Source organism: Streptomyces hoynatensis (genome assembly GCF_003626535.1).
GTDB lineage: Bacteria > Actinomycetota > Actinomycetes > Streptomycetales > Streptomycetaceae > Streptomyces > Streptomyces hoynatensis.
In genome coordinates, this window is the sequence record NZ_RBAL01000001.1 from 423,474 (window position 1) to 449,222 (window position 25,749).

General features: G+C 73.7%; 26 protein-coding genes. 22 read left to right on the top strand and 4 right to left on the bottom strand.

Translation table 11 applies throughout. The annotated features are described in order from the left end of the window. Positions 1-137: 137 nt before the first annotated feature. From D7294_RS01885 to D7294_RS01895, 3 genes are all read left to right on the top strand, one after another. Entirely contained in the window at positions 138-560 is a 423-nt protein-coding gene (locus D7294_RS01885) for a DUF4307 domain-containing protein (protein ID WP_120674670.1), read from the top strand. Between the two features lie 169 nt (positions 561-729). Next, complete coding sequence (gene greA, locus D7294_RS01890) at positions 730-1,227, top strand: transcription elongation factor GreA (protein ID WP_120674672.1); 498 nt, start codon at positions 730-732, stop codon at positions 1,225-1,227. A gap of 92 nt (positions 1,228-1,319) precedes the next feature. Then, positions 1,320-3,311 (top strand): thioredoxin domain-containing protein, encoded by a 1,992-nt coding sequence (locus tag D7294_RS01895; RefSeq protein ID WP_120674674.1) that lies wholly within the window; start codon positions 1,320-1,322, stop codon positions 3,309-3,311. A gap of 54 nt (positions 3,312-3,365) precedes the next feature. Here D7294_RS01895 and trhA read toward each other — a convergent pair whose 3' ends face one another. Next, entirely contained in the window at positions 3,366-4,010 is a 645-nt protein-coding gene (trhA, locus tag D7294_RS01900) for a PAQR family membrane homeostasis protein TrhA (protein ID WP_120674676.1), read from the bottom strand. Positions 4,011-4,359: 349 nt separating this feature from the next. On the opposite strand from trhA, the gene D7294_RS01905 reads away from it, so the two are divergent. Next, positions 4,360-6,216 (top strand): phosphoenolpyruvate carboxykinase (GTP), encoded by a 1,857-nt coding sequence (locus tag D7294_RS01905; protein WP_120674678.1) that lies wholly within the window; start codon positions 4,360-4,362, stop codon positions 6,214-6,216. A gap of 123 nt (positions 6,217-6,339) precedes the next feature. On the opposite strand, the gene D7294_RS01910 is transcribed toward D7294_RS01905, so the two are convergent. Continuing rightward, a complete protein-coding gene (locus D7294_RS01910; RefSeq protein WP_120675277.1) occupies positions 6,340-7,551 on the bottom strand; it encodes a pyridoxal phosphate-dependent aminotransferase in 1,212 nt (403 codons plus the stop codon). Between the two features lie 249 nt (positions 7,552-7,800). Here D7294_RS01910 and D7294_RS01915 point away from each other — a divergent pair, with 249 nt between their 5' ends. After that, entirely contained in the window at positions 7,801-9,069 is a 1,269-nt protein-coding gene (locus D7294_RS01915; RefSeq protein WP_120674680.1) for a type III PLP-dependent enzyme domain-containing protein, read from the top strand. A gap of 164 nt (positions 9,070-9,233) precedes the next feature. Here the strand turns inward: D7294_RS01915 and D7294_RS01920 are convergent, their stop codons facing one another. Next, positions 9,234-10,400, bottom strand: coding sequence for a peptidoglycan-binding domain-containing protein (locus tag D7294_RS01920; protein ID WP_120674683.1), 1,167 nt, complete (start codon positions 10,398-10,400; stop codon positions 9,234-9,236). Positions 10,401-10,825: 425 nt separating this feature from the next. On the opposite strand from D7294_RS01920, the gene D7294_RS01925 reads away from it, so the two are divergent. The 11 genes from D7294_RS01925 to D7294_RS01975 all read left to right on the top strand — a co-directional run bounded on the left by D7294_RS01925 (position 10,826) and on the right by D7294_RS01975 (position 19,701). Next, positions 10,826-11,704, top strand: a complete 879-nt coding sequence (locus D7294_RS01925; protein WP_120674685.1) for a hypothetical protein — start codon at positions 10,826-10,828, stop codon at positions 11,702-11,704. Between the two features lie 141 nt (positions 11,705-11,845). Then, on the top strand, positions 11,846-12,598 hold the full coding sequence (gene cpaB / locus D7294_RS01930) for a Flp pilus assembly protein CpaB (RefSeq protein ID WP_120674687.1): 753 nt from the start codon (positions 11,846-11,848) through the stop codon (positions 12,596-12,598). Positions 12,599-12,615: 17 nt separating this feature from the next. Next, on the top strand, positions 12,616-13,839 hold the full coding sequence (locus D7294_RS01935; RefSeq protein WP_120674689.1) for a CpaE/TadZ family protein: 1,224 nt from the start codon (positions 12,616-12,618) through the stop codon (positions 13,837-13,839). 20 nt (positions 13,840-13,859) lie between these two features. Beyond that, on the top strand, positions 13,860-14,306 hold the full coding sequence (locus D7294_RS01940; protein WP_120674691.1) for a TadE/TadG family type IV pilus assembly protein: 447 nt from the start codon (positions 13,860-13,862) through the stop codon (positions 14,304-14,306). A gap of 1 nt (position 14,307) precedes the next feature. Next, a complete protein-coding gene (locus D7294_RS01945; protein ID WP_120674693.1) occupies positions 14,308-14,718 on the top strand; it encodes a TadE/TadG family type IV pilus assembly protein in 411 nt (136 codons plus the stop codon). Positions 14,719-14,821: 103 nt separating this feature from the next. Further along, entirely contained in the window at positions 14,822-16,204 is a 1,383-nt protein-coding gene (locus tag D7294_RS01950) for a TadA family conjugal transfer-associated ATPase (protein WP_120674695.1), read from the top strand. Positions 16,205-16,207: 3 nt separating this feature from the next. Then, a complete protein-coding gene (locus D7294_RS01955; RefSeq protein ID WP_120674697.1) occupies positions 16,208-17,167 on the top strand; it encodes a type II secretion system F family protein in 960 nt (319 codons plus the stop codon). Between the two features lie 9 nt (positions 17,168-17,176). Beyond that, positions 17,177-18,070: a DUF5936 domain-containing protein gene (locus D7294_RS01960; RefSeq protein WP_277751060.1), complete on the top strand. Its 894-nt coding sequence runs from the start codon at positions 17,177-17,179 to the stop codon at positions 18,068-18,070. A 163-nt stretch (positions 18,071-18,233) separates the two neighbouring features. Then, a complete protein-coding gene (locus D7294_RS01965) occupies positions 18,234-18,536 on the top strand; it encodes a WXG100 family type VII secretion target (protein WP_120675281.1) in 303 nt (100 codons plus the stop codon). A 26-nt stretch (positions 18,537-18,562) separates the two neighbouring features. Further along, positions 18,563-19,207, top strand: a complete 645-nt coding sequence (locus D7294_RS01970) for a hypothetical protein (RefSeq protein WP_120674699.1) — start codon at positions 18,563-18,565, stop codon at positions 19,205-19,207. A gap of 170 nt (positions 19,208-19,377) precedes the next feature. Further along, on the top strand, positions 19,378-19,701 hold the full coding sequence (locus D7294_RS01975; protein WP_120674701.1) for a hypothetical protein: 324 nt from the start codon (positions 19,378-19,380) through the stop codon (positions 19,699-19,701). Between the two features lie 82 nt (positions 19,702-19,783). On the opposite strand, the gene D7294_RS01980 is transcribed toward D7294_RS01975, so the two are convergent. After that, positions 19,784-20,776: a class I SAM-dependent methyltransferase gene (locus D7294_RS01980; protein WP_206619447.1), complete on the bottom strand. Its 993-nt coding sequence runs from the start codon at positions 20,774-20,776 to the stop codon at positions 19,784-19,786. A 383-nt stretch (positions 20,777-21,159) separates the two neighbouring features. On the opposite strand from D7294_RS01980, the gene D7294_RS01985 reads away from it, so the two are divergent. From D7294_RS01985 to D7294_RS02010, 6 genes are all read left to right on the top strand, one after another. Then, the gene (locus tag D7294_RS01985; protein WP_120674702.1) at positions 21,160-21,366 is read left to right on the top strand and encodes a hypothetical protein; all 207 of its coding nucleotides are present in this window, start codon (positions 21,160-21,162) and stop codon (positions 21,364-21,366) included. A 41-nt stretch (positions 21,367-21,407) separates the two neighbouring features. Then, positions 21,408-22,076, top strand: coding sequence for a hypothetical protein (locus D7294_RS01990; protein ID WP_120674704.1), 669 nt, complete (start codon positions 21,408-21,410; stop codon positions 22,074-22,076). A 37-nt stretch (positions 22,077-22,113) separates the two neighbouring features. Continuing rightward, on the top strand, positions 22,114-22,710 hold the full coding sequence (locus D7294_RS01995) for a hypothetical protein (RefSeq protein ID WP_120674706.1): 597 nt from the start codon (positions 22,114-22,116) through the stop codon (positions 22,708-22,710). A gap of 13 nt (positions 22,711-22,723) precedes the next feature. After that, the gene (locus D7294_RS02000; RefSeq protein ID WP_120674708.1) at positions 22,724-23,506 is read left to right on the top strand and encodes an OmpA family protein; all 783 of its coding nucleotides are present in this window, start codon (positions 22,724-22,726) and stop codon (positions 23,504-23,506) included. Between the two features lie 156 nt (positions 23,507-23,662). Next, complete coding sequence (locus D7294_RS02005) at positions 23,663-24,205, top strand: DUF1990 family protein (protein ID WP_120674710.1); 543 nt, start codon at positions 23,663-23,665, stop codon at positions 24,203-24,205. Between the two features lie 187 nt (positions 24,206-24,392). Then, the gene (locus D7294_RS02010) at positions 24,393-25,124 is read left to right on the top strand and encodes a prepilin peptidase (RefSeq protein ID WP_120674712.1); all 732 of its coding nucleotides are present in this window, start codon (positions 24,393-24,395) and stop codon (positions 25,122-25,124) included. Positions 25,125-25,749: the final 625 nt, after the last annotated feature.

Below are 25,749 nucleotides of genomic sequence, written 5' to 3' on the forward strand. Positions count from 1 at the left end.
GCTGGTCCTCGTCGTCTCGGTCCACGGTCTGCCTTCTATAGTGACCGATGGGCCCCGGCATCCTATTCCGCGGCCCTGGACGGGCGCACCGGCTTTCCGGTGCCCCCCGCCCTCCCGACTCGCCCGAGGTACCGGCCATGACCGATGCGCGCACGCAGCTCCCCGAGGGGCGCTACGGCCGTTCCCGCTCGGCCGACGCCAGGACCGACCGGCACCTGAAGATCGTGGGGCTCGTGCTCGGCGTGGTGCTGCTCGGCTTCGTGGCCTGGGCGGGGATCTCCTACGTCTCGGGGCAGAAGGTGTCCGGGGAGCTGACCGCCTTCGACGTGGTCTCCGAGCACGAGGTCGAGGTGACGCTCGCGATCCGCAAGCCGGCCGGCACCGACGGGGTCTGTACCGTGCGGGCCCAGGCGGAGAGCGGAGCCGAGGTGGGCCGGGCCGACTTCAGCTTCGACGAGGACTCAGGGAGCCTGCAGCGTTCCGTTACGCTGAGGACGACGGAGCGTGCCACCGCCGCGGAGCTCGTGGGCTGTTCGGAGGCGGCTACGCCCGCCGAGTGAGCCGCGCTTGGTTTGCGCGCGGCAGCGGAGGGTAATCCTTCCGCACATCGACCGGCGTTGTTAGAGTCGATGATTCGATCGAGACCCGCCCGCCCAGGAGCGCAACAGTCCGGGACGGGCTTGTTTGTTTTCGTTTGGTTTTACATTCGTTTCACCCGAAGGAGCACCTGTGACCCAGCCCAGCGGCACTGTCACCTGGCTGACCCAGGAGGCGTATGACCAGCTCAAGGCAGAGCTGGAGCACCTGTCGGGTCCCGCACGCGCCGACATCGCCAAGAAGATCGAGCAGGCGCGTGAAGAAGGCGACCTGAAGGAGAACGCCGGGTACCACGCGGCCAAGGAGGAGCAGGGGAAGATGGAGGCGCGCGTGCGCCAGCTGACCCAGCTCCTGGAGAGTGCGCAGGTGGGCGCCGCGCCCGCCGACACCGGCGTGGTGGCCCCCGGCATGGTGGTCACCATCGCCTTCGACGGCGACGAGGACGACACCCTGGCCTTCCTGCTGGCCTCCCGCGAGTTCGCCACCTCGGACATCGAGACCTACTCGCCGCAGTCGCCGCTCGGTTCCGCGGTCCTCGACAAGAAGGTCGGCGACATGGCCGAATACCAGCTGCCGAACGGCCGCACGGCGCGCGTGAAGGTACTCGCGGCCAAGCCCTACCAGGGCTGATACCCAGCCGGCGGCGGCGCCCCCGGCGGGGGCGCGGAGCGAACCGGGCCCTCGGACGGGCCCGGTGGCCGCCGCCGGTGCACGATGGAGGCATGGCCAACCGACTCGCCGCCGAGACCTCGCCCTATCTCCAGCAGCACGCGGACAACCCCGTCGAGTGGTGGCCGTGGTGCGCGGAGGCCTTCGAGGAGGCGCGGCGACGGGACGTTCCCGTACTGCTGAGCGTGGGCTACGCGAGCTGCCACTGGTGTCATGTCATGGCCAGGGAGAGCTTCGAGGACCCGGCCACGGCGGAGTACCTCAACCCCCGCTTCGTCCCGGTGAAGGTGGACCGCGAGGAGCGGCCCGACGTGGACTCGGTCTACATGGACGCGGTGCAGGCCGCCACCGGGCAGGGCGGCTGGCCGATGACGGTGTTCATGACGGCCGACGGGGAGCCCTTCTACTTCGGCACGTACTTCCCGCGGGAGCCGCGGGCGGGGATGCCCTCCTTCAGGCAGCTCCTCGAAGGGGTGCACAGTGCCTGGCAGGACCGGCGCGGGGACGTGACGCGGATCGCCTCGCGCATCGCCGGCCGGCTCGCCGAGGGGGAGCTGGCGTACGACGCGCCGCGCCCGCCGAGCGCGGAGGACCTCGCGGTCGCGGTCAGCGGCCTGGCCGGGGAGTTCGACGAGGCGCACGGCGGCTTCGGCGGCGCCCCGAAGTTCCCGCCCTCGATGGTGCTGGAGTTCCTGCTGCGCCACCACGCGCGCACCGGCTCGGCGCAGGCCCTGCGGCTGGCCGAGCGCACCTGCGAGGCGATGGCCCGCGGCGGCATCTACGACCAGCTCGGCGGCGGGTTCGCGCGGTACGCGGTGGACGCGACCTGGACCGTGCCGCACTACGAGAAGATGCTCTACGACAACGCCCTGCTGTGCCGCGTCTACACGCACCTGTGGCGGGCCACGGGCCGGACGCTGGCGCGCCGCACGGCCCTGGAGACGGCGGCGTTCATGGTGCGTGAGCTGCGCACGCCGCAGGGCGGCCTGGCCTCGGCGCTCGACGCGGACAGCGAGGTGCCCGGCGGCGGCCACGAGGAGGGCGCGTACTACCGGTGGACGCCGGCGCAGTTGCGCGAGGCGCTCGGCGCCGAGGAGGAGGCGGCGCGCGCGGCGGAGGCGTTCGGCCTCGGCGAGGAGGGCACGCTGCGGCTGCCGGACGGGGACCCGCCCGCCGGGCTGCGCGAGCGGCTGTTCGCGGCGCGCGAGCGGCGGCCGCGGCCGGCCCGCGACGACAAGGTGATCGCCGCCTGGAACGGCCTGGCGATCGCGGCGCTGGCCGAGGCGGGCGCCTGCTTCGAACGGCCGGAGCTGGTCGAGGCGGCGCGCCAGGCGGCCGAGTTGCTGGTGTCGGTGCACCTGAACGCGGAGGGCAGGCTCGTCCGCACCTCGCGCGACGGGCGCCCTGGGCCGAGCGCCGGCGTGCTCGACGACTACGCGGACGTGGCCGAGGGCTTCCTCGCCCTGTACGCGGTGACGGGCGCGGCGGCGTGGCTGGAGCGGGCGGGGCTGCTGCTGGAGACGGTGCTGGCGCGCTTCACGCGCGAGGACGGGGCGCTGTACGACACGGCGGACGACGCGGAGCGGCTGATCAGGCGCCCGCAGGACCCCACGGACGGGGCCACCCCCGCCGGGTGGACGGCCGCGGCCGGCGCGCTGCTCTCCTACGCGGCCTACACCGGGAGCGAGCGGCACCGGCGGGCCGCGGAGCGGGCGCTGGGGATCGTGACGCCGCTCGGCGCCCGGGCGCCCCGGTTCATCGGCTGGGGTCTTGCCGTGGCCGAGGCGGCGCTGGACGGGCCGCGCGAGGTGGCCGTGGTGGGCCCGCCGGAGGACCCGGGGACGCGGGAGCTGCACCGGGTCGCGCTGCGGGCGACGGCGCCGGGGGCCGTGGTCGCCCTCGGGGCGCCGGGCGAGGCGGCGGCCTCCCCGCTGCTGGCCGAGCGGCCGATGCGGGAGGGGCGGCCCACCGCGTACGTCTGCCGCAGGTTCGTCTGCGAGGCGCCCACGACGGAGCCGGAGGCACTCGCGGCGCAGTTGCGGTAGACCCGGGCGCGCGCCTCGCCGCGCGCGCCCGGCCTGCGTGCCGGCACTCCGGCGTCACCCGTACTGGTAGGCGACCAGTGAGATGCCGACGTAGTGCACGACGAAGGCGGCGAGCGTGAACGAGTGGAAGACCTCGTGGAAGCCGAACCACCGCGGCCACGGGTTGGGCCGCTTCAGGCCGTAGATCACCCCGCCCGCGCTGTAGAGCACGCCGCCGCCGACGACCAGTATGAGCACCGCGAGCCCGCCGGCGTGCAGGAAGTCGGGCAGGAAGAACAGCGCCGTCCAGCCGAGCGCGATGTAGCAGGGGGTGTAGAGCCAGCGCGGGGCGCCCACCCAGAAGATCCGGAAGGCGATCCCGGCCAGCGCCCCGGCCCAGACGATCCACAGCAGCACCTGCCCGCGGGCGCCGTCGAGCAGCAGGATCGTGAACGGCGTGTACGTGCCCGCGATGATCAGGAAGATGTTGGCGTGGTCGAGCCTGCGCAGGACGGCCTCGGCCCGCGGGCTCCACTCGCCCCGGTGGTACAGGGCGCTGACCCCGAAGAGCAGGCAGGCCGTCAGGGTGTAGACGGCGCAGGCCACCCGGCCGCTGGGGCTGTCCGTGAGCGCGGTGAGGAAGACCCCCGCTATCAGCACGGCCGGGAACATGCCGGCGTGCAGCCAGCCACGCAGCATGGGTTTGGCGTGCGAAGTCATGCCGCAGATGGTATCGCCGCTCCCTCCTCGCTCACATGAGCTGCACTGGACACAGGCGAGAACGAGGAGGAGTATCAGGAGCATCAAATGAGCGTTCCGTGTTATCGGATGAGCGCTCTGCCGGGGCCTGCCGTGCCCAGGAGGCGGACGGAAAGCCGCCGTGGCCCGCGGAGTTGTGCAGCCCGCGGGCACCCTCCGGCCCGCCCGCCGAGGGCGAAGGCCCCGGCACAGGTAAAAACCGCGCAAAAACACAACACCGCAGAGCGCCGCGGGGAGTTGCCGAGAACCGCCGATCCCCCGCGAAGCGCTCCTCGCTCGCCGAAACCCTCAACCCTCAGGAGCGAACGTGATGCCGGCCCCAGCAGCTCCCGTCGCCGCCCACGCCCCGACCCGCCACCGGAAGCTCGTCGAGTGGGTGGAGGAGATCGCCGCCCTCGCCGAGCCGGACCGGATCCTCTGGTGCGACGGCTCACCGGAGGAGTACGACCGCCTGTGCGCCGAACTCGTCGCGCGGGGCACCTTCCGCAGGCTCGACCCCGACCGGCGCCCGCACTCCTTCTACGCGGCCTCCGACCCGGACGACGTCGCCCGGGTGGAGGACCGCACGTTCATCTGTTCCGAGCGGCCCGAGGACGCGGGCCCCACGAACAACTGGCTGGCCCCCGCCGAGATGCGCCGGATCTTCACCGGGCCGCGCGGCCTGTTCCGCGGCGCGATGCGCGGCCGGACCATGTACGTGGTGCCCTTCTGCATGGGCCCGCTCGGCTCCCCGCTCTCCGCGCTCGGCGTGGAGATCACCGACTCCGCCTACGTCGCCGTCTCCATGCGCACGATGACCAGGATGGGCAGCGCGGTGCTCGCGGAACTCGGCGAGGACGGCGCCTTCGTGCGGGCCGTGCACTCGGTGGGCGCCCCGCTCGCCGAGGGGGAGCGCGACGTGCCCTGGCCCTGCAACCCGGTCAAGTACATCTCCCACTTCCCCGAGACCCGCGAGATCTGGTCCTTCGGCTCCGGCTACGGCGGCAACGCGCTGCTCGGCAAGAAGTGCTACGCCCTGCGCATCGCCTCCGTGATGGCCAGGGACGAGGGCTGGCTCGCCGAGCACATGCTGATCCTCAAGCTCACCCCGCCCGCCGAAGGCGAGGCGGGATCGGCCGAGCCGGTCTACGTGGCCGCCGCGTTCCCCTCGGCCTGCGGCAAGACCAACCTGGCCATGCTCCAGCCCTCCCTGCCGGGCTGGCGGGTGGAGACGGTCGGGGACGACATCGCCTGGATGCGCTTCGGCGAGGACGGGCGGCTGTACGCGATCAACCCGGAGGCCGGCTTCTTCGGCGTCGCCCCCGGCACCGGCGCCCACACCAACCCGAACGCGATGCGGACCCTGTGGGGCAACGCCGTCTTCACCAACGTGGCCCGCACCGACGAGGGCGACGTCTGGTGGGAGGGCATGACCGAGGAGCCGCCCGCCCACCTCACCGACTGGCGCGGCCGGGAGTGGACCCCCCGGAGCGGGACCCCGGCGGCGCACCCCAACGCCAGGTTCACCGTGCCCGCCGCCCAGTGCCCCACCATCGCGCCCGAGTGGGAGGACCCGGCCGGCGTGCCGATCTCCGCCCTCCTCTTCGGCGGCCGGCGGGCCACCGCCGTCCCGCTGGTCACCGAGTCCCGCTCCTGGCGGCACGGCGTCTTCCTCGGCGCGAACATCGCCTCGGAGAAGACCGCGGCGGCCGAGGGCAGGGTCGGCGAGCTGCGCCGGGACCCGTTCGCGATGCTGCCCTTCTGCGGCTACCACATGGGCGACTACTTCGCGCACTGGCTGACGATGGGGGAGCGGGCCGCCGACCCGGAGCGGCTGCCGCGGATCTACTACGTCAACTGGTTCAAGAAGGACGGCGAGGGCCGGTACGTCTGGCCCGGCTTCGGCGAGAACATCCGGGTCCTGAAGTGGATCGTCGAACGCCTCAGGGGCCGCGCCGCGGGCGTGGACACCCCGATCGGGGTGGTCCCGGCGCCGGGCGCGCTGGATACCGAGGGGCTCGATCTGACGCCCGCCCAGCTGGAGTTCCTGCTGGAGGTCGACCCCGAGGTCTGGCGTGAGGAGGCCGCGCTGATCCCCGGGCACCTGCGGACCTTCGGCGACCGCACGCCCGCCGGCCTGTGGGAGGAGTACCGGGCGCTGGCCGCGCGGCTCGCCGCCGGCGGCTGAGGCCGCCCGGCGCGGCTCGCCTCCCGCGCCCCGCCGCCCCGGCCGCGGGGCGCGGGACGTGAGCCGCCGCCGGCCGCCACCGGGGAAGGTTGCGGGCGGGGGCCGGGCGAGGACGGCGGGGGATCAGTACTGCGCGTAGCCGTCGAGGAAGGCGCCGATCCGCGTGACCGCGTCGGTCAGCTCCGCGGCCGAGGGCAGGGTGACCAGCCGGAAGTGGTCGGGTTCCGGCCAGTTGAAGCCCGTGCCGTGCACGATCATGATCTTCTCGGCCCGGAGCAGGTCAAGCACCATCTGCCGATCGTCCTTGATCTTGTAGACCTTCGGATCGAGCCGCGGGAACGCGTACAGCGCCCCCCGCGGCTTGACGCAGGTCACCCCGGGGATCTGGGTCAGCAGCTCGTAGGCCGTGTCCCGCTGCTCGCGCATCCGGCCGCCCGGCAGCACCAGCTGCTGGATCGACTGGCGGCCGAAGAGGGCGGCGGCCACCGCGTGCTGCGCCGGCATGTTGGCGCACAGACGCATGTTGGCCAGGATCGTCAGCCCCTCGACGTAGCTGGTGGCGTGGTCCTTCGGGCCGCAGACCGCCAGCCAGCCGCAGCGGAAGCCCGCCACCCGGTAGTTCTTCGACAGGCCGTTGAAGGTCAGCGTCAGCAGGTCGGGCGCCAGGGCGGCGGTCGAGGTGTGCGTGACGCCGTCGTAGAGGATGCGGTCGTAGATCTCGTCCGAGCACAGCACCAGGTGGTTGCGCCTGGCCACCTCGGCGAGCCGCAGCAGCATCTCCTCGTCGTACACGGCGCCCGTCGGGTTGTTCGGGTTGATCACCACCAGCGCCTTCGTCCGGTCGGTGATCTTCCGCTCGATGTCGGCCAGGTCGGGCATCCAGTCGGCCTGCTCGTCGCAGCGGTAGTGCACGGCCGTGCCGCCGGCCAGCGAGACCGCCGCCGTCCACAGCGGATAGTCGGGGGCGGGGACCAGCACCTCGTCGCCGTCGTCGAGCAGCGCCTGCATGGACATCTGGATCAGCTCGGAGACCCCGTTGCCCAGGTAGATGTCCTCAAGGCTCAGCTCGATGCCCTTGGTCTGGTAGTGCTGCATCACGGCCCGGCGGGCGGACAGCAGGCCCTTGGCGTCGCCGTAGCCGTGCGCCGAGCCCACGTTGCGGAGGATGTCCTCCAGGATCTCCGGCGGGCACTCGAAGCCGAAGGCCGCGGGATTGCCCGTGTTCAGCTTCAGGATGCGGTGGCCCGCCGCCTCCAGCCGCTGCGCCTCGTCGAGAACCGGCCCGCGGATCTCGTAGCAGACGTTGGCGAGCTTGGCCGACTGGAGCACCTGCATCATGCACGCAACCCTACGGCCGTGTAACGGAGCACGCCCTGTGTTTTCCCCCACCCGGGTCTCGCGCGCATCCGGACGGCGCGTGGCGGCGGCCGGGCGCCCCCGGCGCGCCCACAGCGGCCGAGGCGGCGTCACGGGGCTCGCGAGACGTTGACCAGGCGGGCACCGGGTGCTAGGCAGAGGGGCGCCGCCCTGCCTCCGCCGCCCCGGAGCGCGGTCACGCCCCGTCCCTCGGCCACCGGAGGCCCCATGACCAGCCCGCTCGAAGCGCTCGCCGACGAGCTCGTCGACCACCGCTTCAAGGGGCTGCCGCCGGACGCGGCGGGGCGGACCGTCCGCGCGCTCGCCGCCGAGCGGCGCAACCTGTACACGGGCGGCTTCACCACGCCCGTGCTGACGCTCTCCGCCGAGGCGGTGCACCACAACCTCGGCGCGCTGGAGCGCTTCGCCGCCCGCCACGGCCTCGCCCTGGCCCCGCACGGCAAGACCTCGATGGCGCCGCAGCTCTTCCGCCGCCAGCTCGACCGCGGCGCCTGGGGCCTCACGCTGGCCGTCCCGCACCAGGTCCGGGTCGCCAGGGCCTTCGGGGTGCCGCGGGTCTTCCTGGCCAACGAACTGGTCGACCCGGCCGCCCTGGCCTGGCTGGCCGCCGCGCAGGACGAGGACCCGGCGTTCCGCTGCGTGACCTACGTCGACTCGGCACGCGGGGTCGCCCTCATGGACGCGGCCCTGCGCGAGGCCGGCGCCCTGCGGCCCCTGGACGTCGTGGTGGAACTCGGCGCGGCCGGGGCCCGCAGCGGCGTCCGCGACGCCGCGCAGGCGGCGGCCGTCGCCGACGCGGTGGCCCGCACCGGGACGCTGCGGCTGACCGGGGTCGCCGGGTACGAGGGCGAGCTGCCGGGCGCGGACGCGGCCTCGGTACGGGAGTGGCTCGAAGCCCTGTGCGCGCTGGCCGTGGAGTTCGACCTGGCCGGGCGCTTCGCCGGCACGCAGGAGATCATCGTCAGCGCGGGCGGCAGCGCCTGGTTCGACGTGGTGGCCGAGGTCTTCGGGCGGCTGCCCGGCCTCTCGCGCCCGGTGCTGAGGCTGCTGCGCTCGGGCGCGTACGTCAGCCACGACGACGGCCGCTACCGGGACGCGACCCCCTTCAACCGCGTGCCGGCCGAGGGCTCCCTGCTGCCCGCCTTCCGGCTGTGGACCCAGGTCGTCTCGCGGCCCGAGCCCGGGCTCGCGCTGCTCAACGCGGGCAAGCGGGACATCGCCTACGACCTGGGGCTGCCGCTGGTGCAGGCGGTGCGCTCCGCCGGGGGCGAAGTGCGCCGGGGCGCAGGACTCGTGGTCCAGCGGCTCGCGGACCAGCACGCCTTCGTCACCGGGCCGCAGGCGGCCATGCCCGAGGTGGGGGACTGGGTGGGGCTCGGCATGTCGCACCCCTGCACGATCTTCGAGAAGTGGCCGCTCATCCCGGAGGTGGCAGGCGACGGCACGGTCGTCGACTACATCCGCACCTTCTTCTGAACGCGCCCCCTTCCGAACGCGCCCCCTCGCGCCCACCTCCTTGCGCCCGCGCCCGCCCGCGCCCGCGCCCGCCCGCGCCGTCCTCCGCCCGCGCCGCCCGCGTCCGCGCGCCTCCGCCCGCGCCCGCCCGCGTCCGTGCGCCCGCGCGTGCCCGGGGCCGCGGGCTAGTAGAGCAGCGCGTGGTAGCCGCCCACGTCGGCGCGCATCGCCTGCAGCAGCGCCTCCCAGCCGATCTCCTCCGGCAGGTCGTCGAGGCTGCCCTCGCCGTCCCAGTCGGGGTAGATGACCTGGCCGTGCAGGGTGTACTCGGGAAGCAGGTCCTCCGTCAGCATCCCGGGGGCGAAGGCGGCCTGCAGCTGGCCGCGTTCCAGCTCGCCCACCGCCGGGCCCCCGACGTCGATCCGCCCGTCGGCGATGCCGGTGACGGCCTGCTGGAAGGCGATGATCGCGCCGTCCGTCTCGGGGCCGAACAGGCCGTCCTCGCCGATCAGCGGCAGGTTCTGCCGGCCGCGCCAGTCGTTGAGCAGCAGCTGGGCGTACCGCACGTCGGCCTCGAGGTTCGGCGCGTCGCCCGCCGTCGCCGACGCCCTGCCGACCGCCTGTTGCAGCGGTGACCGTGCCGCGTCGAGGAGGCCGCCGAGCAGGGCCGAGGTGTCCTCCGCGCTCAGCCTGATCCGCACGACCGCGGCCAGGGCCGCCGCCCGCAGCAGCGCCGTGCACTTCTCGTCCTGCTTGGGCCTGGTGCTCTTCAGGCACAGGTCGTAGAGGATGAGGCCGTCGGTCTCCCAGAAGATCCGCAGGAAGATCTGGTAGGCGCCGCCGAGGGAGAGGCCGTTCGGCAGCGGGACCATGAGCTTCGGCTGGTACGTCCGGCCCGGGACGTAGGGCAGCTTCGCCATCTCCGGCTTGGCCAGCAGCATGAACCAGGCGATCTTTTCCTTGCCCGCCTTTCGCCCGCTCGCCGAGTTCGGCTTGATCTCGTAGAATTCGGACCTGCCGAAACGGTGCGAGATGATGTCGGGGACCTTCACATCCATGATTTTCGGGCTGCTCGCCAGGCACTGGTCCACGATCGCCTGCCGGTCGACGTGGGAATTGTGGAACTTGAGATAGTCCGCCATGTTCGCGCAGCGGTGCTTTCCCACGTTGATGTCGAAGAAGTCCAGCTTTCCTCCGGTCGAGGGAAACCAGAGCTCGCAGCCGCCGAAACCCTGCTGCGTCAGGTGCCGGCAGTAGTCCTTCGCGACCACGGCCTCCACGAGGTCCGCGACCGCCTGGCGGTCCTCCGGCCGGTCGAAGAGCTCACCGGGGGGCTTGCAGGGCGGGGGCATGGGGTCCTCCTCGATATGCGGCGCCCCGGGGCGCCGAATTTCCCGCGCCGCGCCGCGGCCCCCGAACTGCGCGCCGCCTTCCTCACTGTCCCGAGCCGTTTTGCCCTTGTCAAGACGAGCCGAAAGCGGCGGAAATCCGGAATTGCCGCGCCGTCCCCGGTGTCCGCCCCGTCCGCAGGTCCGCGCCGGCCCGATCGGGCCGCACACCGGGATGCCGCGGCGTGCGCGCAGGGCGGGGGCAGGCACGCCGCGGCCCCCGCCTCCCCGGGCCAGGCCCACGGGCGCCGGCCCCGGCCGGGCCTGCGCCCGCGGCCCGGCCGCACGCGGCGCTGTTCCCCCCTGCCGCGATGTCGATAGGCTGCCCAACTGGCAGACTCATCCAGGAACGAGACGGGTGCTCAGCCGGGGGCCCAGGGGGGAGCGGCATGCCGATTGCCATCGCGGTGACCAGCGCCGACCTGGTGCTGCCGCCCACCGACCAGCACACCCCGGGCGCCCACGTGCTGACGCCCCCCGAGCGGCAGGACTTCCCTTCCGCCCTCGCGGAGGTCACCCGGCTCCTCGAACTCCACGGCTACTTCATCGTGCTGTACCCGACGACCACGCCTCGTGCGTATGTCCAGCGGCTGCACGCGGTGCGCGCGGTGCTCGAATCCGACCGCATAGCCCTGCTGCCCAGCGCCCTGCCGCCGCTCGGCACCGCCGTGCTGGTCAGGCAGCTGCGGCAGCTGTCCGCCTGCGATTTCAGCCCCGGGGTGCTCGGCGCCTCGGCGCGGTTGCTCGCCCACTACATCTACGCGGGTGCCCTGCTCGCCTCCGGGAGCCGCCTCGACCGGGTCCCGGTCACCCTCCCCGCCACCAACGGCGGCCGCCAGCCCGGCGGCCAGTGCGCCGTGCTGGCCGGTCCCACGCCCCAACTCGTCCGCGCGGAAGGCGACGTGACGCTCGCGGGTCCCCAGTTCTCCACCGCCCTCACCTACGCCCCAGGCAGCCTCGGCAGCGAGTGGGTCTCCCGCAGGCTGGCCAGGCAGTGGCAGGTGCAGGCGCTGCACCCGGTGCCGCTGCCCGCGGAGTCGGCCGAGTGGTGGGCCACCGCGAAGCTGGTGGAGTTCGCCGCCGCCATACCCGACGTCTCGCTCCTCTACCAGATGGTCAGCTCCATGCGCCAGGAGGCGTGTCGCTGGTGCGGCCTGACGCTCATCGGCGACCGCTGCGCCTTCTGCTCCTCGCCCGTCGCCCCGCCGGAGCGCGGCCCGCGGGCCATAGGTCACGCGCGGCGCCGGGCGCTGGCCGCGGGCAGCTGACGTGCCGTGGCCGTCAGCCGGGTACACGATCCGGACGGGGCAGGGACCGCGGCGCCGCCCGAAGGCCGCACCACCCCGAACGACCGGGAACGCGCAAGGCCATGACGATCCGGACGAGGACGAGAAGGTAGAGACGCATTCATGAACGCTCGCCAGCGACGCGGCATGCTGCTGCTGATCGTCTCGGTCCTGCTTGCGCTCGGCGCCTTCGCCGGGGTGCTCGCGGTGATCAACGACGTCGAGTCGAAGGTCGGCCCCGAGCGCACCGCCTACGAGCTGCGCGAGGACGTGGCCCCCTACGAGGAGGTGACGGAGGACCAGCTGGAGGAGGTCAGCATCCCCGAGCGCTACATACCCGACTCGGCGGTGACCGACCTCTCCCAGATCGAGGACCAGGTCGCCGTGGGCCCGCTGCGGGCGGGCTCCCTGCTCCAGACCGACATGCTCTCCGACCGGCCCGACCTGGAAGCCGGCCAGCAGGAGATCGCCGTCATGATCGACGCCTCCACGGGCGTCGCCGGCAAGATCTATCCGGGCGCGACCATCAACATGTACGCGGCCTTCCGCGTCCAGGAGGACGGCTCCGGCGGCGACGAGGACTCCTACGAGGTGGTCCGGCTGATGGTGAACAACGCGCGGGTCATCGAGGTGGGCGACCTCACCGAGGTGGAGGACGACGACGACAACACCACCGAGGCCGTGCCCATCACCTTCGCGCTGGACAACACCGACGCCCAGCGGGTCACCTTCGCCGAGGCGTTCGCCGAGCAGGTCAGGCTCGCCCTGGTCGCCCCCGGCGACGAGGAGGAGATCCCGGACGAGGAACGCACCTACACCATCGTCGGTGACATCAGCGGCGATCCGCACGCGGATCTCGACCAGCTTTTCCCCTAAGGAAGCCAGGTGGACCGATGACGACGCGCATTCTGCCGGTGGTGGGCGACCCGGACGCCGCCCGTTCGCTGATCACGCTGCTGAGCCAGCTGCCCGACAGCGAGCCGATGCGCCCGGTCCCGGACTCCACCACCCTGCTCGACACCCTGGCCTCCCTCACCCACGAGTCGGTCGCCGGGCTGCCCGACGTCGTGGTGGTGCACGAGCGGATCGGGCCGCTGCCCGCGCTGGAACTCGTCCGCGAGGTGTCGTTGCGCTTCCCCGCGGTGGGCGTGGTGCTGGTCTCCGCCGAGCCCTCGGCCGGCCTGTACTCGGCCGCCATGGACGCCGGCGCCAGGGGCCTGGCCGGCTTCCCGCCCAGCTACGAGGAGCTGGCCGCCCGGGTCGGGGCCGCCGCCCAGTGGGCCGCCGGGATGCGCCGCCACCTCGGCGCGGGCGAGCACGTCAACACCGGCCCAGGCGGCCGGATCGTGACCGTCTCCGGGGCCAAGGGCGGGGTGGGCACCACCCTGCTCGCCACCCAGCTGGCGCTCGCCGCGCAGACCGCGGGGCCCTTCGACCGCGGCGCGATCCTGGTGGACCTCGACCTGCTCGGCGGCGACGTGGGCTCCTACTTCGACGTGCAGTTCCGGCGTTCGGTCGCCGACCTCGCGGGCATCCCCGACATCTCGCAGCAGGTGCTCGGCGAGGCCGTCTTCCACCACGAGACCGGGCTCGCCATGCTCATCGCCCCGGCCGAGGGCGAGCGCGGGGAGGACGTCAGCGACGCCACCGCCCGCCAGCTGCTGATGGCCGTGCGCTCCCGCTACGACGTCGTCCTCGTGGACTGCGGCTCCCACATGAACGCCGCCACCGCCGCCGCCGTCGAACTCGCCGACGTCGCGATCCTCGTCACCACCCCCGACGTCATCGCGGTCCGCGCGGTCAACCGGATGGTGCGGATGTGGGACAGGCTGCGCATCCGCAAGGCCGCCGAGACCCTCACCGTGGTCAACCGGATGGGTCGCTCCAGCGCCATCCAGCCCCAGCTGATCTCCCGGATCACCGGCACCCACGTGGCGCGCAGCGTCATCCCGGCCGGGTTCAGGGAGCTCCAGGAGGCGCAGGACGCCGGCCGCATCCAGGACCTCGACGGCCGCGGCCAGGTGCGGCGCGCGATGTGGGCGCTGGCCACGGAACTCGGCCTCGCCCCGCCCGAGGGCGCCGCGGGCGGCGGCAGACGCAGGGGCAGGCGGGCGTGAAGCGGGGCATAGGTACCGGTATGACACAGCGCCGCTCGCCCGCCCCGGGCCGCTTCCGCGCGCCGGGCGCGCGCCCGCGCCGCCCGCGCCGCCCGCGCGGCCGCCTCCTGCCGCGCGGGGAACGCGGCTCGGTGGTCGTGGAGTTCGCCGGGCTCTTCCCGCTCATCCTGGTGATGATGGCCGTGATCTGGCAGTGCATACTGATCGGCTACACCTTCTCCCTCGCGGGGAACGCGGCCGACGAGGGCGCCAGGGCCGCCGCGGGCGCCGAGGGGGACGCGGCCGCCGCCTGCGCCGCCGCGGCCCGCGAGCACATCCCGGGCAGCTGGGACGTCGACGTCTCCTGCCCGCTCGTGGGCCACGTCCGCAGGGCCAACGTCGACGTGCACGTCCCGGTGCTCTTCCCCGGCGCGTTCAACCTCCCGGTCACCATCTCCGGTTCGGCCGGCGCCGCGGAGGAGGGCTGAGATGCGCGGCCGGGCCGCCCCCGGGACGGCGCCCGCCCCCGCGCCCGCCCGGCGCCGCCCGCGCGGCGACCGGGGCGCCGTCACGGCCGTCGAGTTCGCCGGCTGGGTGCCGATCCTGCTGATCGTCGCCCTGGCCGCGCTGCAACTCGGCGTGGCCGGGTACGCGGCCCTGCAGGCCGGTTCCGCGGCGCGGGCGGCGGCGCGCACCGCGGCGCAGCACGAGATCGCCGAGGAGTACGCGGCCAGCGGGCGGGCCGCGATGAGCGGCTGGCTCGCCGAACGCGCCAGCTTCGACCTGTCCGCCTGCGGCCGGGAGGCGACCGTGACCGCGAGCGTGCCGGTGCCCTCGGTGCTGCCGTTCATCGGCAACCTCGGCTCGGCCCACAGGACCGTGACCATGCCGTGCGACTGAGGCCCCCGGCACCACCGGGCCCGGGCCGCGGAACGCGCCGGCGGGAGGGCGGAGGAGGAACGACAGTGAACGACAGGCAACGACGCCGAGGAGGAGGGGACACATGGACGGCAGGTACGCCGAGGAGGGCAGGAGGGAGCGCGGCACGGGCCTGAGGGCCCGGGTGCACGCCACGGGCGAGCCGGCCGAGACCGGTCCAGGCGACGGCAGGCTCGTCGCCACCTACCGCGCCAAGCTCCTGGAGGAGATCGACCTCGCCGAGATGTCCTCCCTCGGCACCTCGGAGCGCCGCGACCGCCTCGAACGGGTGCTCGGTCACATCCTCAGCCGCGAGGGCCCGGTGCTCTCCTCCCAGCAGCGCGCGCTGCTGATCCGCCGGGTGGTGGACGAGGCGCTCGGCCTCGGCATCCTGGAGCCGCTGCTCGAAGACCCCTCGATCACCGAGATCATGGTCAACGGCCCCGACCACATCTACGTCGAGCGTTCCGGCCGGGTCGAGCGGCTGCCGCTGCGCTTCGCCTCCGAGGAGCAGCTGACCCAGACCATCGAGCGCATCGTCTCCACCGTCAACCGCCGTGTCGACGAGTCCAATCCGATGGTCGACGCCCGGCTGCCCACCGGCGAGCGGGTCAACGTGATCATCCCGCCGCTGTCCCTCAGCGGCGCCACCCTGACCATCCGCCGCTTCCCGCGCGTCTACACGCTGCCCGAGCTGATCGGCTTCGGCACCCTCGACGAGCACCTGGTCATGCTGCTGGCCGGGCTGGTGCGGGCGAAGTTCAACATCATCGTCTCCGGCGGCACGGGCTCGGGAAAGACCACCCTGCTCAACGCCCTCAGCGGGCTGATCCCCGGCGGCGAGCGCATCGTCACCGTGGAGGACGCGGCCGAGCTCCAGCTTCAGCAGGACCACGTGATCAGGCTGGAGTCCAGGCCGCCCAACATCGAGGGGAAGGGCGAGGTCACCATCAGGGATTTGGTGCGCAACTCGCTGCGCATGCGCCCCGACCGCATCATCGTCGGCGAGGTCCGCGGCGGCGAGACGCTCGACATGCTCCAGGCGATGTCCACCGGCCACGACGGCTCGCTGGCCACCGTGCACGCCAACAGCGCCGAGGACGCCCTCATGCGCCTCCAGACCCTGGCCTCGATGTCCGAGCTGCACGTGCCCTTCGAGGCGCTGCGCGACCAGATCAACAGCGCCGTCGACGTGCTGGTGCAGCTGGTGCGGCACCCCGACGGCACCCGGCGGCTGGCCGAGATCGCGGTGCTCGCCTCGCACGGCCGCGAGCCCTTCCGCATCGCCACGCTCGCCGAGTTCAGGGCCGAGCCGATGACCCAGGACGGCCGGGTGCACGGCAGGTTCCGGCACCATCCGCTGCCGCGCTCGGTGGCCGCCCGCCTGCACCTGGCGGGCGAGCAGATACCGCAGGCGTTCGGCGTCCACCTCGACGACTCGCACCTCGCGATCAGGGAGGCGAGCTGACCCATGGACTCGCTGTCGCTCCTCGCGCTCGGCCTGGCGCTGCTGGCCCTGCTGGTCGCCCTCGCCGGCATTCAGCTCTACGCCTCGGGGCGGGCCCAGCGCGAGGCGCTGCTCGACCGGCTGGCCACCGCCCCCGGCGCCGGGCCCGTCCCCGCGGCGGGCGGCGGCGGCCCGCGCCGCCGCCGCTTCGACGCGCTCGACCGGCGGCTGCGCGGCACCGGGCTCGGCCGCAGGCTGCGCCTCAAGCTCCAGGCCACCGGCCTCAACGTCACCGTGGGCGAGTACGCGGCCTACGTGCTGGGCGCGGTGGCCGCCCTCTGGCTGATCGGCTCCGCGGTGCTCGCGCCCTTCTTCGGACCGCTGTGCGGCATCGTCGCCCTGTGGGGCGGCAACGCCTTCCTCAACTGGCAGCGCGCCAGGCGCACCGAGCGCTTCATCGGCCAGCTCCCCGAACTCGCCAGGCTGATCGCGAACGGCACCGCCGCCGGCCTCGCGATGCGCACCGCGCTGTCGATGGCGGCCGAGGAGATGGACGACCCGGCGGGCGCGGAACTGGCCACGGTCGCCAACCAGCTGGCCGTCGGCCGCTCCCTCGAGGAGGCGCTCGCCGAATTGGGGGACCGGCTGCCCTCCCGGGAACTCAACGTGCTCGTCACCACGCTGATACTGGCCAACCGGGCGGGCGGCACCATCGTCAGCTCGCTGCGCAACCTCACCACCACGCTCGAGGAGCGCAAGGAGACCCGCCGCGAGGTGCGCACCATGCTGGCGGAGATCAACGCGACCGCCGTCACCGTGCCGCTGCTCGGCCTCGGCGCGCTGCTGATGATCAACGGCATGTCGCCCGGCGCGCTCGGCCGCGTCACCGGCAGCCCGTGGGGCCAGCTGGCCATGGCCGTCGCGCTCGGGCTCTACATCGTCGGATTCGTCGTCGTGCGCCGTTTCGGCCGCATCGACGTGTAGGAGGCAAAGGTGTGGGGACTGCTGCTCGGCCTCGCCATGGGGGCCGCCGTCTTCGGCATCGTCACCGCCGTCCGCATGCTGCGTTCCGGCACGCCGCTGCCCGCCGACCTGGCCATCGCCCTTGAGGTGGGCTCCAGCCGGGTCTCGGCCGGGGCCTCGCTGGTCGACCGGCTCGGGATGCGGTTCGCCCCGCTGGTGCTGCGGCTGATGGGGCGCAGGTCGGTGGAGCGCAAGCGCAGGCGCATCGACCAGGCGGGCAACCCCGGCGGCCTGACCCTCGACCGCTATGCCGCGCGCCGCTTCGTCTACGGCGTCTTCGGGCTGACGCTCGCCGTGGTGTTCTTCGCCGCGGGCTGGCCGCTGTTCTCCCTGTTCGCCCTGGCCTTCGGCCTGTTCGCCGCCGACGCCGCGATCTGGCAGGGGGTCAGGGAGCGCCGGGACGTGATCGACCGCACGCTGCCCGACTTCCTCGACGTGCTCGCCGTCGTCGTCTCCGCGGGCCTCGGCTTCCGGCAGGCCCTCGATCGGGTTTCGGCCCGTTACGAGGGGCCCTGGGCCGACGAGATACGCATCGCGCTGCGGCAGATGGACGTCGGCGTGCCCCGCCGGCAGGCCTTCGACGAATTGCGCCGCCGCAACGACTCCGAGCCGGTCAACCAGTTCGTCACCGCCCTCCAGCAGGGCGAGGAACTCGGCGCCCCGATCGCCGACACGCTGATCCAGATCGCCAGGGACATGCGCCGCACCGACGCGCAGAACGCCAGGCGGCGGGCGGCGCGGGCCATCCCGATGGCCACCATGGCCACGCTGGTCTTCATGGTCCCGGCCACCATGATCATCATCGTCACCGGGATGATCCTGGGCTCCGGCACGGACTTCACCCAGATCCTCGACACCCCGTAGCCGCCGCGGGCCCGGGACGCGCCCGGCCGGGGGCGGCCGGGGCGGCGAACGCGACGATCTTGGCCGAAACCCGGCGGTTGCGCCGATGTGGGGCGGCTGTTACGAATCCGTAGAAGTGCCGGAACGGCCGGGACCGTACGCTGGATGCGAGGGGGTGTTCCCGATGGCGCAGGGCGATCTCGATGTCACCTACCAGGACATGCACGACGCGGCCGACCGGCTCATCGACGCCAAGGACGAGTTGACCACGAAGTTCGACCAACTGCGGTCCTACGTCAGCGACCTGGTCACCGACGGGTACGTCACCGCGGCGTCCTCGTCCGCGTTCGACGAGAAGTACGACGAGTTCACCAGGGGCGGCAAGCAGACGATCGAGTCGTTACAGGGACTCGGCGACTTCCTGCACGGAGCGGCCGACGGCTTCGCCGACCTCGACCAGCAGCTGGAACAGGGCCTGCGCGACTAGCCGCGCGGCCCGGAGGGGAAGCGGTCATGGCCGACAAGTGGGTGGATACCGTCACCGTCGAACGGCAGGGGTTCCGGATCTCCGTTCCCGACTCCTGGTGGGAGTTCGACCTGCGTCCCGAGACCAGGGAGAACAGCATCCGGCGGATGATCGACGAACGGGTGCGGGCCGCGCCGGCGATGGCCGAACACCGCGAGGTGATCGAGTCCTTCCTGCGCCGCCAGGCCAGGTACGCCTGGGACTCGGGCGCGGTCTACTGCGGCTGCATGGCGCAGAGCTTCGGCGGCGGCCCGCCCATCACGGCCTCCGTGACGGTCTCGCTGATCGGCGCCAGGACCTCGGGCGGCGAGATCCTGCCGACCGACCCGGCCTCGATCGTCGGGCAGCTCGGCACCAGGCAGGCCCGCCGGGAGGGGGACCCGTGGCGGGAGGTCGGCACCGTGGACATTCCCGAGGTCGGCACCGCGGCCCGCACCAAGGGCATCGAGGACATCTCGGTGCCGGGCGACAGCCGCACCGTGCGGGCGGTGCTGATGCAGACGTTCATCCCGGTGCCCGGCGACCAGCAGGCGGTCGCCCTGGTGGCCGGGAGCAGCCAGGTGCTCGACCTCGCCGACTCCTTCTTCGACGTCTTCGACGCGATCACCTCCACCTTCCGCTTCGCCGGCTGACCGGGCGCCCCGGCGGGGGCGCGCGGCGGGGGCGTGGCGTGCGGCCGGGGCGTGCGGCGGGCGGGGCGCTCCGGGCAAGAGGCCGGGGCGCCGGAACGGGCGGGGGAGCCGGAAGGGCCAGGCGGGCCGGAACCATTCGGAACAGGCCACGACGAGAAGGGAGGGGCGGCATGGCAGACGGCGGCGAGCGGATGGCGATCCCGCTGTCCGAACTCCAGGAATTCGGCCCCCAGTTGCGGAACGTCAAGGAGTACATGAACCGCACGGGGGACACGTTCGACCAGTACCACGACGCCCTGGGCGACGAGCAGGTGATCGACGCCCTCGACGACTTCGTCAGCGGCTGGAAGGACGGCCGCGGCGACATCAGCGAACAGCTCGACGGGCTCGCCGAGATGGCCGACACGGTGATCACCTCGGTCAACGACTACGAGGCCGAGCTGGAACGCACCCTCACCGACAGCGGCGGCGGGGAGGAGCAGCAGCCCGCCTGACCCGCGCCCCCGGGCCCGCCCGGCGTGCGCCGGCGCCCGGCCCCGCGCGCGACGGCGCCCCTGGGCCGGGCCGGCGCCGGGCTCAGGCGGGCCGACGGCCGGTGTACACGCTCCTGGCCTCCACGTGCCCCAGGTCGGTGCGGCGGCCAAGCCACGCCGGGTCCCCCTCGTCGAGCAGGCGGCGGAACGCCTCCCGGTCCTCCTCGGACAGCAGGCCCTCCTCCGCCGTCCGCGCCACGCGGTGGCCCAGCGAGGCCAGCAGGCTCGCCATGGCGGGGCCGCCCGGCCGCACCTCGTGCTCCACCAGGAAGGTCCGCGTCGCCACCTCGCCCAGCCCCGCCCGGCGCAGCGCCTCGGGCCAGCCGTAGGGCATCGCGGCGACCCCGGGCAGCGAGGCCCGCATCCGCCCGAACCACCGCATCTGCGCCGCGTCCAGCCGGTCCTCGAGGCCGGGCGCGCCCACGCCGACGTCCCACGGCAGGTGACGCACCCGCAGCCCGCCCTCGGCGAGCGCCAGCACCCCGCCGGGCGCCAGCGCCGCCGCCAGCCCGTCCACGGCCCGCTGCTGGTCGGGCACATGGTGCACGGCGCCCGCGACCCACAGCAGGTCGGGCGCCCCGCCGGCGACGGCGCGCAGCGCCTCGCCCCCGTCCTCAAGCCGCGCCACCGCGAACCTGACCCGCGCGGCGGCGCCCCCGATCCGCTCGGCCCGCCGCCGCGCGGCCGCGAGCACCGCCGGCTCGCCGTCGAGGCCGGCGACGGACAGCCCGGCGGGTCCCTGCTGCGCCAGGGCCACCGCCATCCCGCCGCCCCCGCACCCGAGGTCCACCGCGAGCCGCGCCCCGGCCGGCAGCAACTCCCGCGCCGCCCGCGCCAGCCACTCCGCGTCCCGGTCCGCCGCCTCGGCCAGCCGCTCCGCCTCCGTGGCCCAGTCCACGTCCCGCGTGCCGTGCCCGCCATGTCCGCCGTGGCCGCCGTGCTGCGTGCCCGTGCCGTGGGCGTGGCGGCCGGGGTCGTGGCCGTGTCCCGCCTGGGTCCCGTGGTGGGTGCCGCCGGCCTCGTTCACGTCGTTCACCTCGCGTCTTCCTTCTCGGGTCGCCCGATCCTTTCACGCCGGCGCCGGGGTTTGGCGGGCCGCACGGCCGGGCACCTGCCCCTCGCACCCGCACCGCCGGTCGCACAGAGCCAGGAAGCGGCAGCGGCATGTCATCGGATCATCCGGGTCTCCCTGCCCAATCCGCGTTCGGTGTGGCACAGTCAGTGCCGATAGGTGTACGGGTTGGCCCGCAGGGAGGGGGTCGGGCATGGGGCGTCTCACCGTCAAACGGGTACCGAACGGGCCACGTTGCCCCCCGTCCCCCATACCAGGACGCGCCGCTCCGCAGTACCGTTTTCCGCGGAGGGGCAGGGGCCCGGAGAGGTCGGCTGAACCGGCGTCAGCCGGAGGAGAGGGACGCCATGAGCAGGCTGCTGCTGAAGTGGGGACACACCATTGCGCACCGGCTGCGCGACCGGCACGCGGATCGCGGCGCGGGTTTCGTGGAGTACGCGGGCCTGCTTCTGCTGATCGCCGCGGTCGTCGTGGCGGTCGTCTCGCTGGACATTCAGGATTCGGTCGCGGATGCCGTGGGCAATGCGGTGAGCAGCATCACCGGCGGCGACTGACCCGCAGCGACGGAGGGGCGGTCTTCCCCCTCTACATCTGGATGGTCGCCGGGCTGCTGACGGTGGCGCTCCTGTTCTTCGTGGTGGCCCAGGCGGCCGTCACCCGGTCCGGCGGCCAGTCCGCCGCCGACGCCGCCGCGCTCGCCGCCGCCCAGGAGGCGGCCGACCACTTCCTCGACGACTTCCTTGCCGCGGCGGACCGTGCGGCGGCGGAGGACGGGGACCGCGAGGAGGGGGAGGACGGCGAGGACGACGGGGAGAACGGGGAGAACCCGGGCGACGAGGATGCCGGGGAGGACGAGGACCCGGGCCGCGACGAGGAACTCGACGAGGACCTGGAGGACATCCTCGACGGCGACGACCCCGTGACCGGCCCGGCCTGCCAGGCCGCCGCCCGACTCGCCGCCGACAACGACGCCGACCTCACCGCCTGCGAACTCGCCGGCGACCGCCCCGGTTTTCACGTACGGGTGGAAACCCACGACACGGTGGGGAACTCGCTGCTTCCCGGGACCGAGGACCGGACCGCGACCGCGGAGGCCACCGCCGTGATCGACGGGCTGTGCCGGCTTGACACCGACGAGGAGCCGGACGAGGACGGGCACATCCGGCTCAGCTGCGACGAGGACCGCAACTGGTCGATCGACCCGGGAGACGCCGACCAACTGCCGGAAGCCCGGGACCTGTTCAAGGTCTATTTGGAAGACTGACCACCGATCGAGTCGAGATGCAAGGGAAAGGCGCGCCATGGACCTCCGGGATAACAAGTCACGCCTCGTCCTCATCGTGATCGCGCTGGGCGCCGCGCTGGTCATCGGCGTGGCCAGCTGCAGCGGCGGCGGCGATGACTCGGGCACGGACACGTCCCAGGAGAACCAGTCCGGCCAGGACGGCGAGGGCGGCGACGAGAGCGCGGAGCCCTCGGGCGACGAGGAGTCCCAGGCGGAGAACGAGGTCCTGGCCGAGGTGACCGGCGAGCAGGACATCACCCTGACGATCACCAGCGCCGAGCGCGAGTCCGGCGGCTTCCTGACGGTCGAGGGCACCCTCCACAACGGGGGCGGCGACGGCTGGCGCGCGACGGCCTGGGCGGGCGAGGAGCGGGAACTCGCGGGCAACGGCTTCTCCATGGCGGGCGCCACGCTGACCGCCCACGAGGAGGGCAAGCGGTACCTCATCCTCCGCGACACCGAAGGCCGGTGCCTGTGCACGAACTTCGGCCTGGAGATCGGCGCCGGTGACTCCGTCAACTGGTTCGCGCAGTTCCCGGAGCCGGACCCGGGGACCACCGAGGTGGACTTCCAGATCGGGCAGATGCCCCCGGCCACCATCGAGATCAGCTGAGGCGGGCAGACACATGACGAACCGTGGGCACCACGCCGGCCGGGTCGCGGGCATCGCGCTCACCGGCGTGGCCGTTTTTGCGTGGGGCACCCCCACCGCCCTGGCCGACGACGGGGACGACGGGGTGGAGCAGCCGCCCGGGTACGAGGCTCCCGCGACGCCTGAGGTCGACCCCGACGCCGCGGGCCTGAAGCTGGGCGACGGGGCGACCCTCGCCGAGCCCCGGGTGCTCGACATCAAACGGATCACCGAAAACCTGGGCACCGGCGAGCAGTCGGGAGCGGACGGCGGCACCGGCGGCGACTCGGACGGCTCGGGCGACGCCGGAGACCCCGGCGACAGCGGCGACGCCGGAGACAGCGGCGAGACCGGCGGCGAGGGAGACGGCGGCCAGAGCACCGACAGCGGCGGCAGCCGGCGCGAGGAACAGACCGGCAACACGCACAAGTTCACGCTCCAGACGGACGTGATCTTCGGCGAGGGCAGCGACGAGATCACCGAGGCCTCCGCGGACGCCCTCAGGGAGGTGGCCGCCGCGATCGACGAGTACCAGCCCAGCCAGGTGAACATCTTCGGCTTCACCGACGACCAGGGTTCCTACGAGAGCGGCGTCACCCTCTCGACGAACCGCGCCAGGAACACCCAGCAGGTGCTGCTCGGGCTGATCGAGGACCCCTCGGGCATCCAGTTCAACGTCCGCGGCTACAGCGAGGACTACCCCCTCTACGACAACAGCACCGAGGAGGGCCGCCAGCGCAACCGCCGGGTGGAGATCTCCTGGCCGACCGAGGAGTGAACCGGGGCGGCCCCCACCCGGCCGCCGCCCGCCCGCCCCGCTGCCGCCCCCGTCCCCGTGCCGCCTGTCCCCCCGCCTGCCCCGGACGTCCGGCCCGCCGTCCCGAAGGCCCGGGCGGCGCTTGCGCCTTCGCCGGGGCGCGGGTAGGCAAGGGGCATGAGCGCCGCAACCGTGCCCCTCACGTACCAGGAGATCGGCATCACCCGGGCAGCGCCCGAGGGGCCGTTGCCCGCCGGGGCCCACCTGCTGCGGGTGCGCACCCGCCTCGGCCGGGGCGAAGGAGTCCTGCGCGCGGCCGGCGAGGCCCTGCTCGGCTTCGGGATGCAGCGCGGCGTGGGCCTCAGGGTGCGCGCGACGGCCCCCGTCGCGGACGTCGGCGTGGAGGTCACCCTGCTCGCGGGCCTCGGCCCGCTGCGGCTCGGCGCGCCCTGCCGCGTGGTCTGGCGCATCGACGAGCCCGAGCGCATCGGCTACGGCTACGGAACGCTTCCGGGCCATCCCGAGAGCGGCGAGGAGGGCTTCGTCGTGGAACGGCTCGCGGACGACTCGGTGTGGCTCACCGTAACCGCCGTGAGCCGCGCGGCCACCTGGTACATGCGGGCCGCCGGGCCGCTCGGGCGCCTCGGCCAGCGGGTGATCGCCCGCCGTTACGGGCGTGCCCTGCGCCGCCTGAGTGCCAGGGGGTCACAGCTCTCCTGACCGTGCGGTATCGTTCCCTGCGTGTTGGCCAGGCCGACACCCTTTCGCTGCCAGCGTCGTCACTCCCACCCCGGCGACGGCTGGCGGGGCGGACCGTGAGCACCCCCCCGCTCCGGTCCAGCCCAATCGACGGGCCGGTTCGCCCTTCCCCCCACTCGGGCGAGCCGGCCCGCATTACGCTCACGGTGTGTACCCCCTGCTGATCGTGGCCGCCGCCCTTTACGGTGCCCTGGCCGGCACGTTGCTCGTCACGCCCGGCTACCGGCTGGCGGTCCCCGAGGGGGAGCCCTGGCGCGCGACGTGCCCGGCGGGCCACCCGCTCCCGGGCGGCGCCTGGATCGGCCGGCTGCGCTGTGCCTCCTGCCCCGGCGGCCGGGTGGCCGCGGGGGCGGCGCGGTCCGCGGCCGTCCTCGCCTGCTGCTGCGCGGCGCTCGCCGCGGCCGTGGGTCCGCGGCCGGAGCTGGCGGTGTGGCTGCTGGCCGCGCCGGTCGTGGTGCTGCTTGCGGTGGTCGACCTGGCCGTGCAGCGCCTGCCCGACGTGCTGACCCTGCCCCTCGCCCTGGCGCTCGCCGGGGGCCTCGGCCTGGCGGCCGCGGTGCCGGGGGCGGCGGGCAGCTGGCCGCGGGCGCTGCTCGCGGGCCCGGTGCTCGGCGCGGTCTACCTCGTCCTCTTCCTCGTGAACCCCGCGGGCCTCGGCTTCGGCGACGTCAAACTCGCGGTCCCGGTCGGGGTAGCCCTTGGGTGGTACGGCTGGGAGGCGGTGCTGCTCGGCACCTTCGCGGGCTTCCTGCTGGCGGCCGGCTACGGGCTCGCGCTGGTCCTCGCGGGGCGGGCGGGGCGCAGGACGCCGGTGCCCTTCGGGCCCTGCATCGCGCTCGGCGCGCTCGCCGCCGTGCTCGCCGGGGGACTCACGGTTTAATTCCGGTTCCGATGCACTCAGCACGGCCCCTTATGCGTTACCGTGGAATCCCCCCCTCGGGCCGGTCCGTCACCCCCCCCACGGACCGGCCCGCTTTCGTGTCCGCCGGGCCGCCGGGCGCCGCGGGAGTCCGCGGGCCGCACCGCCCGCCGCGCCTCCCGCCTTCTCCGCTCCATCCCCTTCCTCTTCTGCCCCTGGTTTCCGGCTGCCTCCGCTCGCCTCTTCTTTCCGGCCGCCTCCGTGCGCCTTCGGCCCCGGTTCGGTCCCCCTCCGCGCCGGTTCCGCTCCGATTCCGCCCCGGTTCCGTCCCGGTTCCGTCCCGGTTCCGCCCCGGTTTCGTCCTGGCCCGGTTCCGGTTCCGTCAGGGTCCCGTCCGGATTCGCCGGCGCTTCTTCGGCGCACCCGCGGCGCACCCGCGACGTATCTTCCGCTTGTCTCCGGCTTTCCCACGGCCTTGCCGCGGCCTGGCTGCGGCCTTGCGCCGGCGGTTCGTCCGCGCCGTCTTCGCGGTCGTGGCGTGGCCGGGCCGGGGCCGCTGGCCGGATCCGCCGCTTTCGATTCTTCGTACCGGGCGGCGGCAGTAGAGTGCCGGGCACGGGGACGGGCTTGGAGGGGCTGACACAAC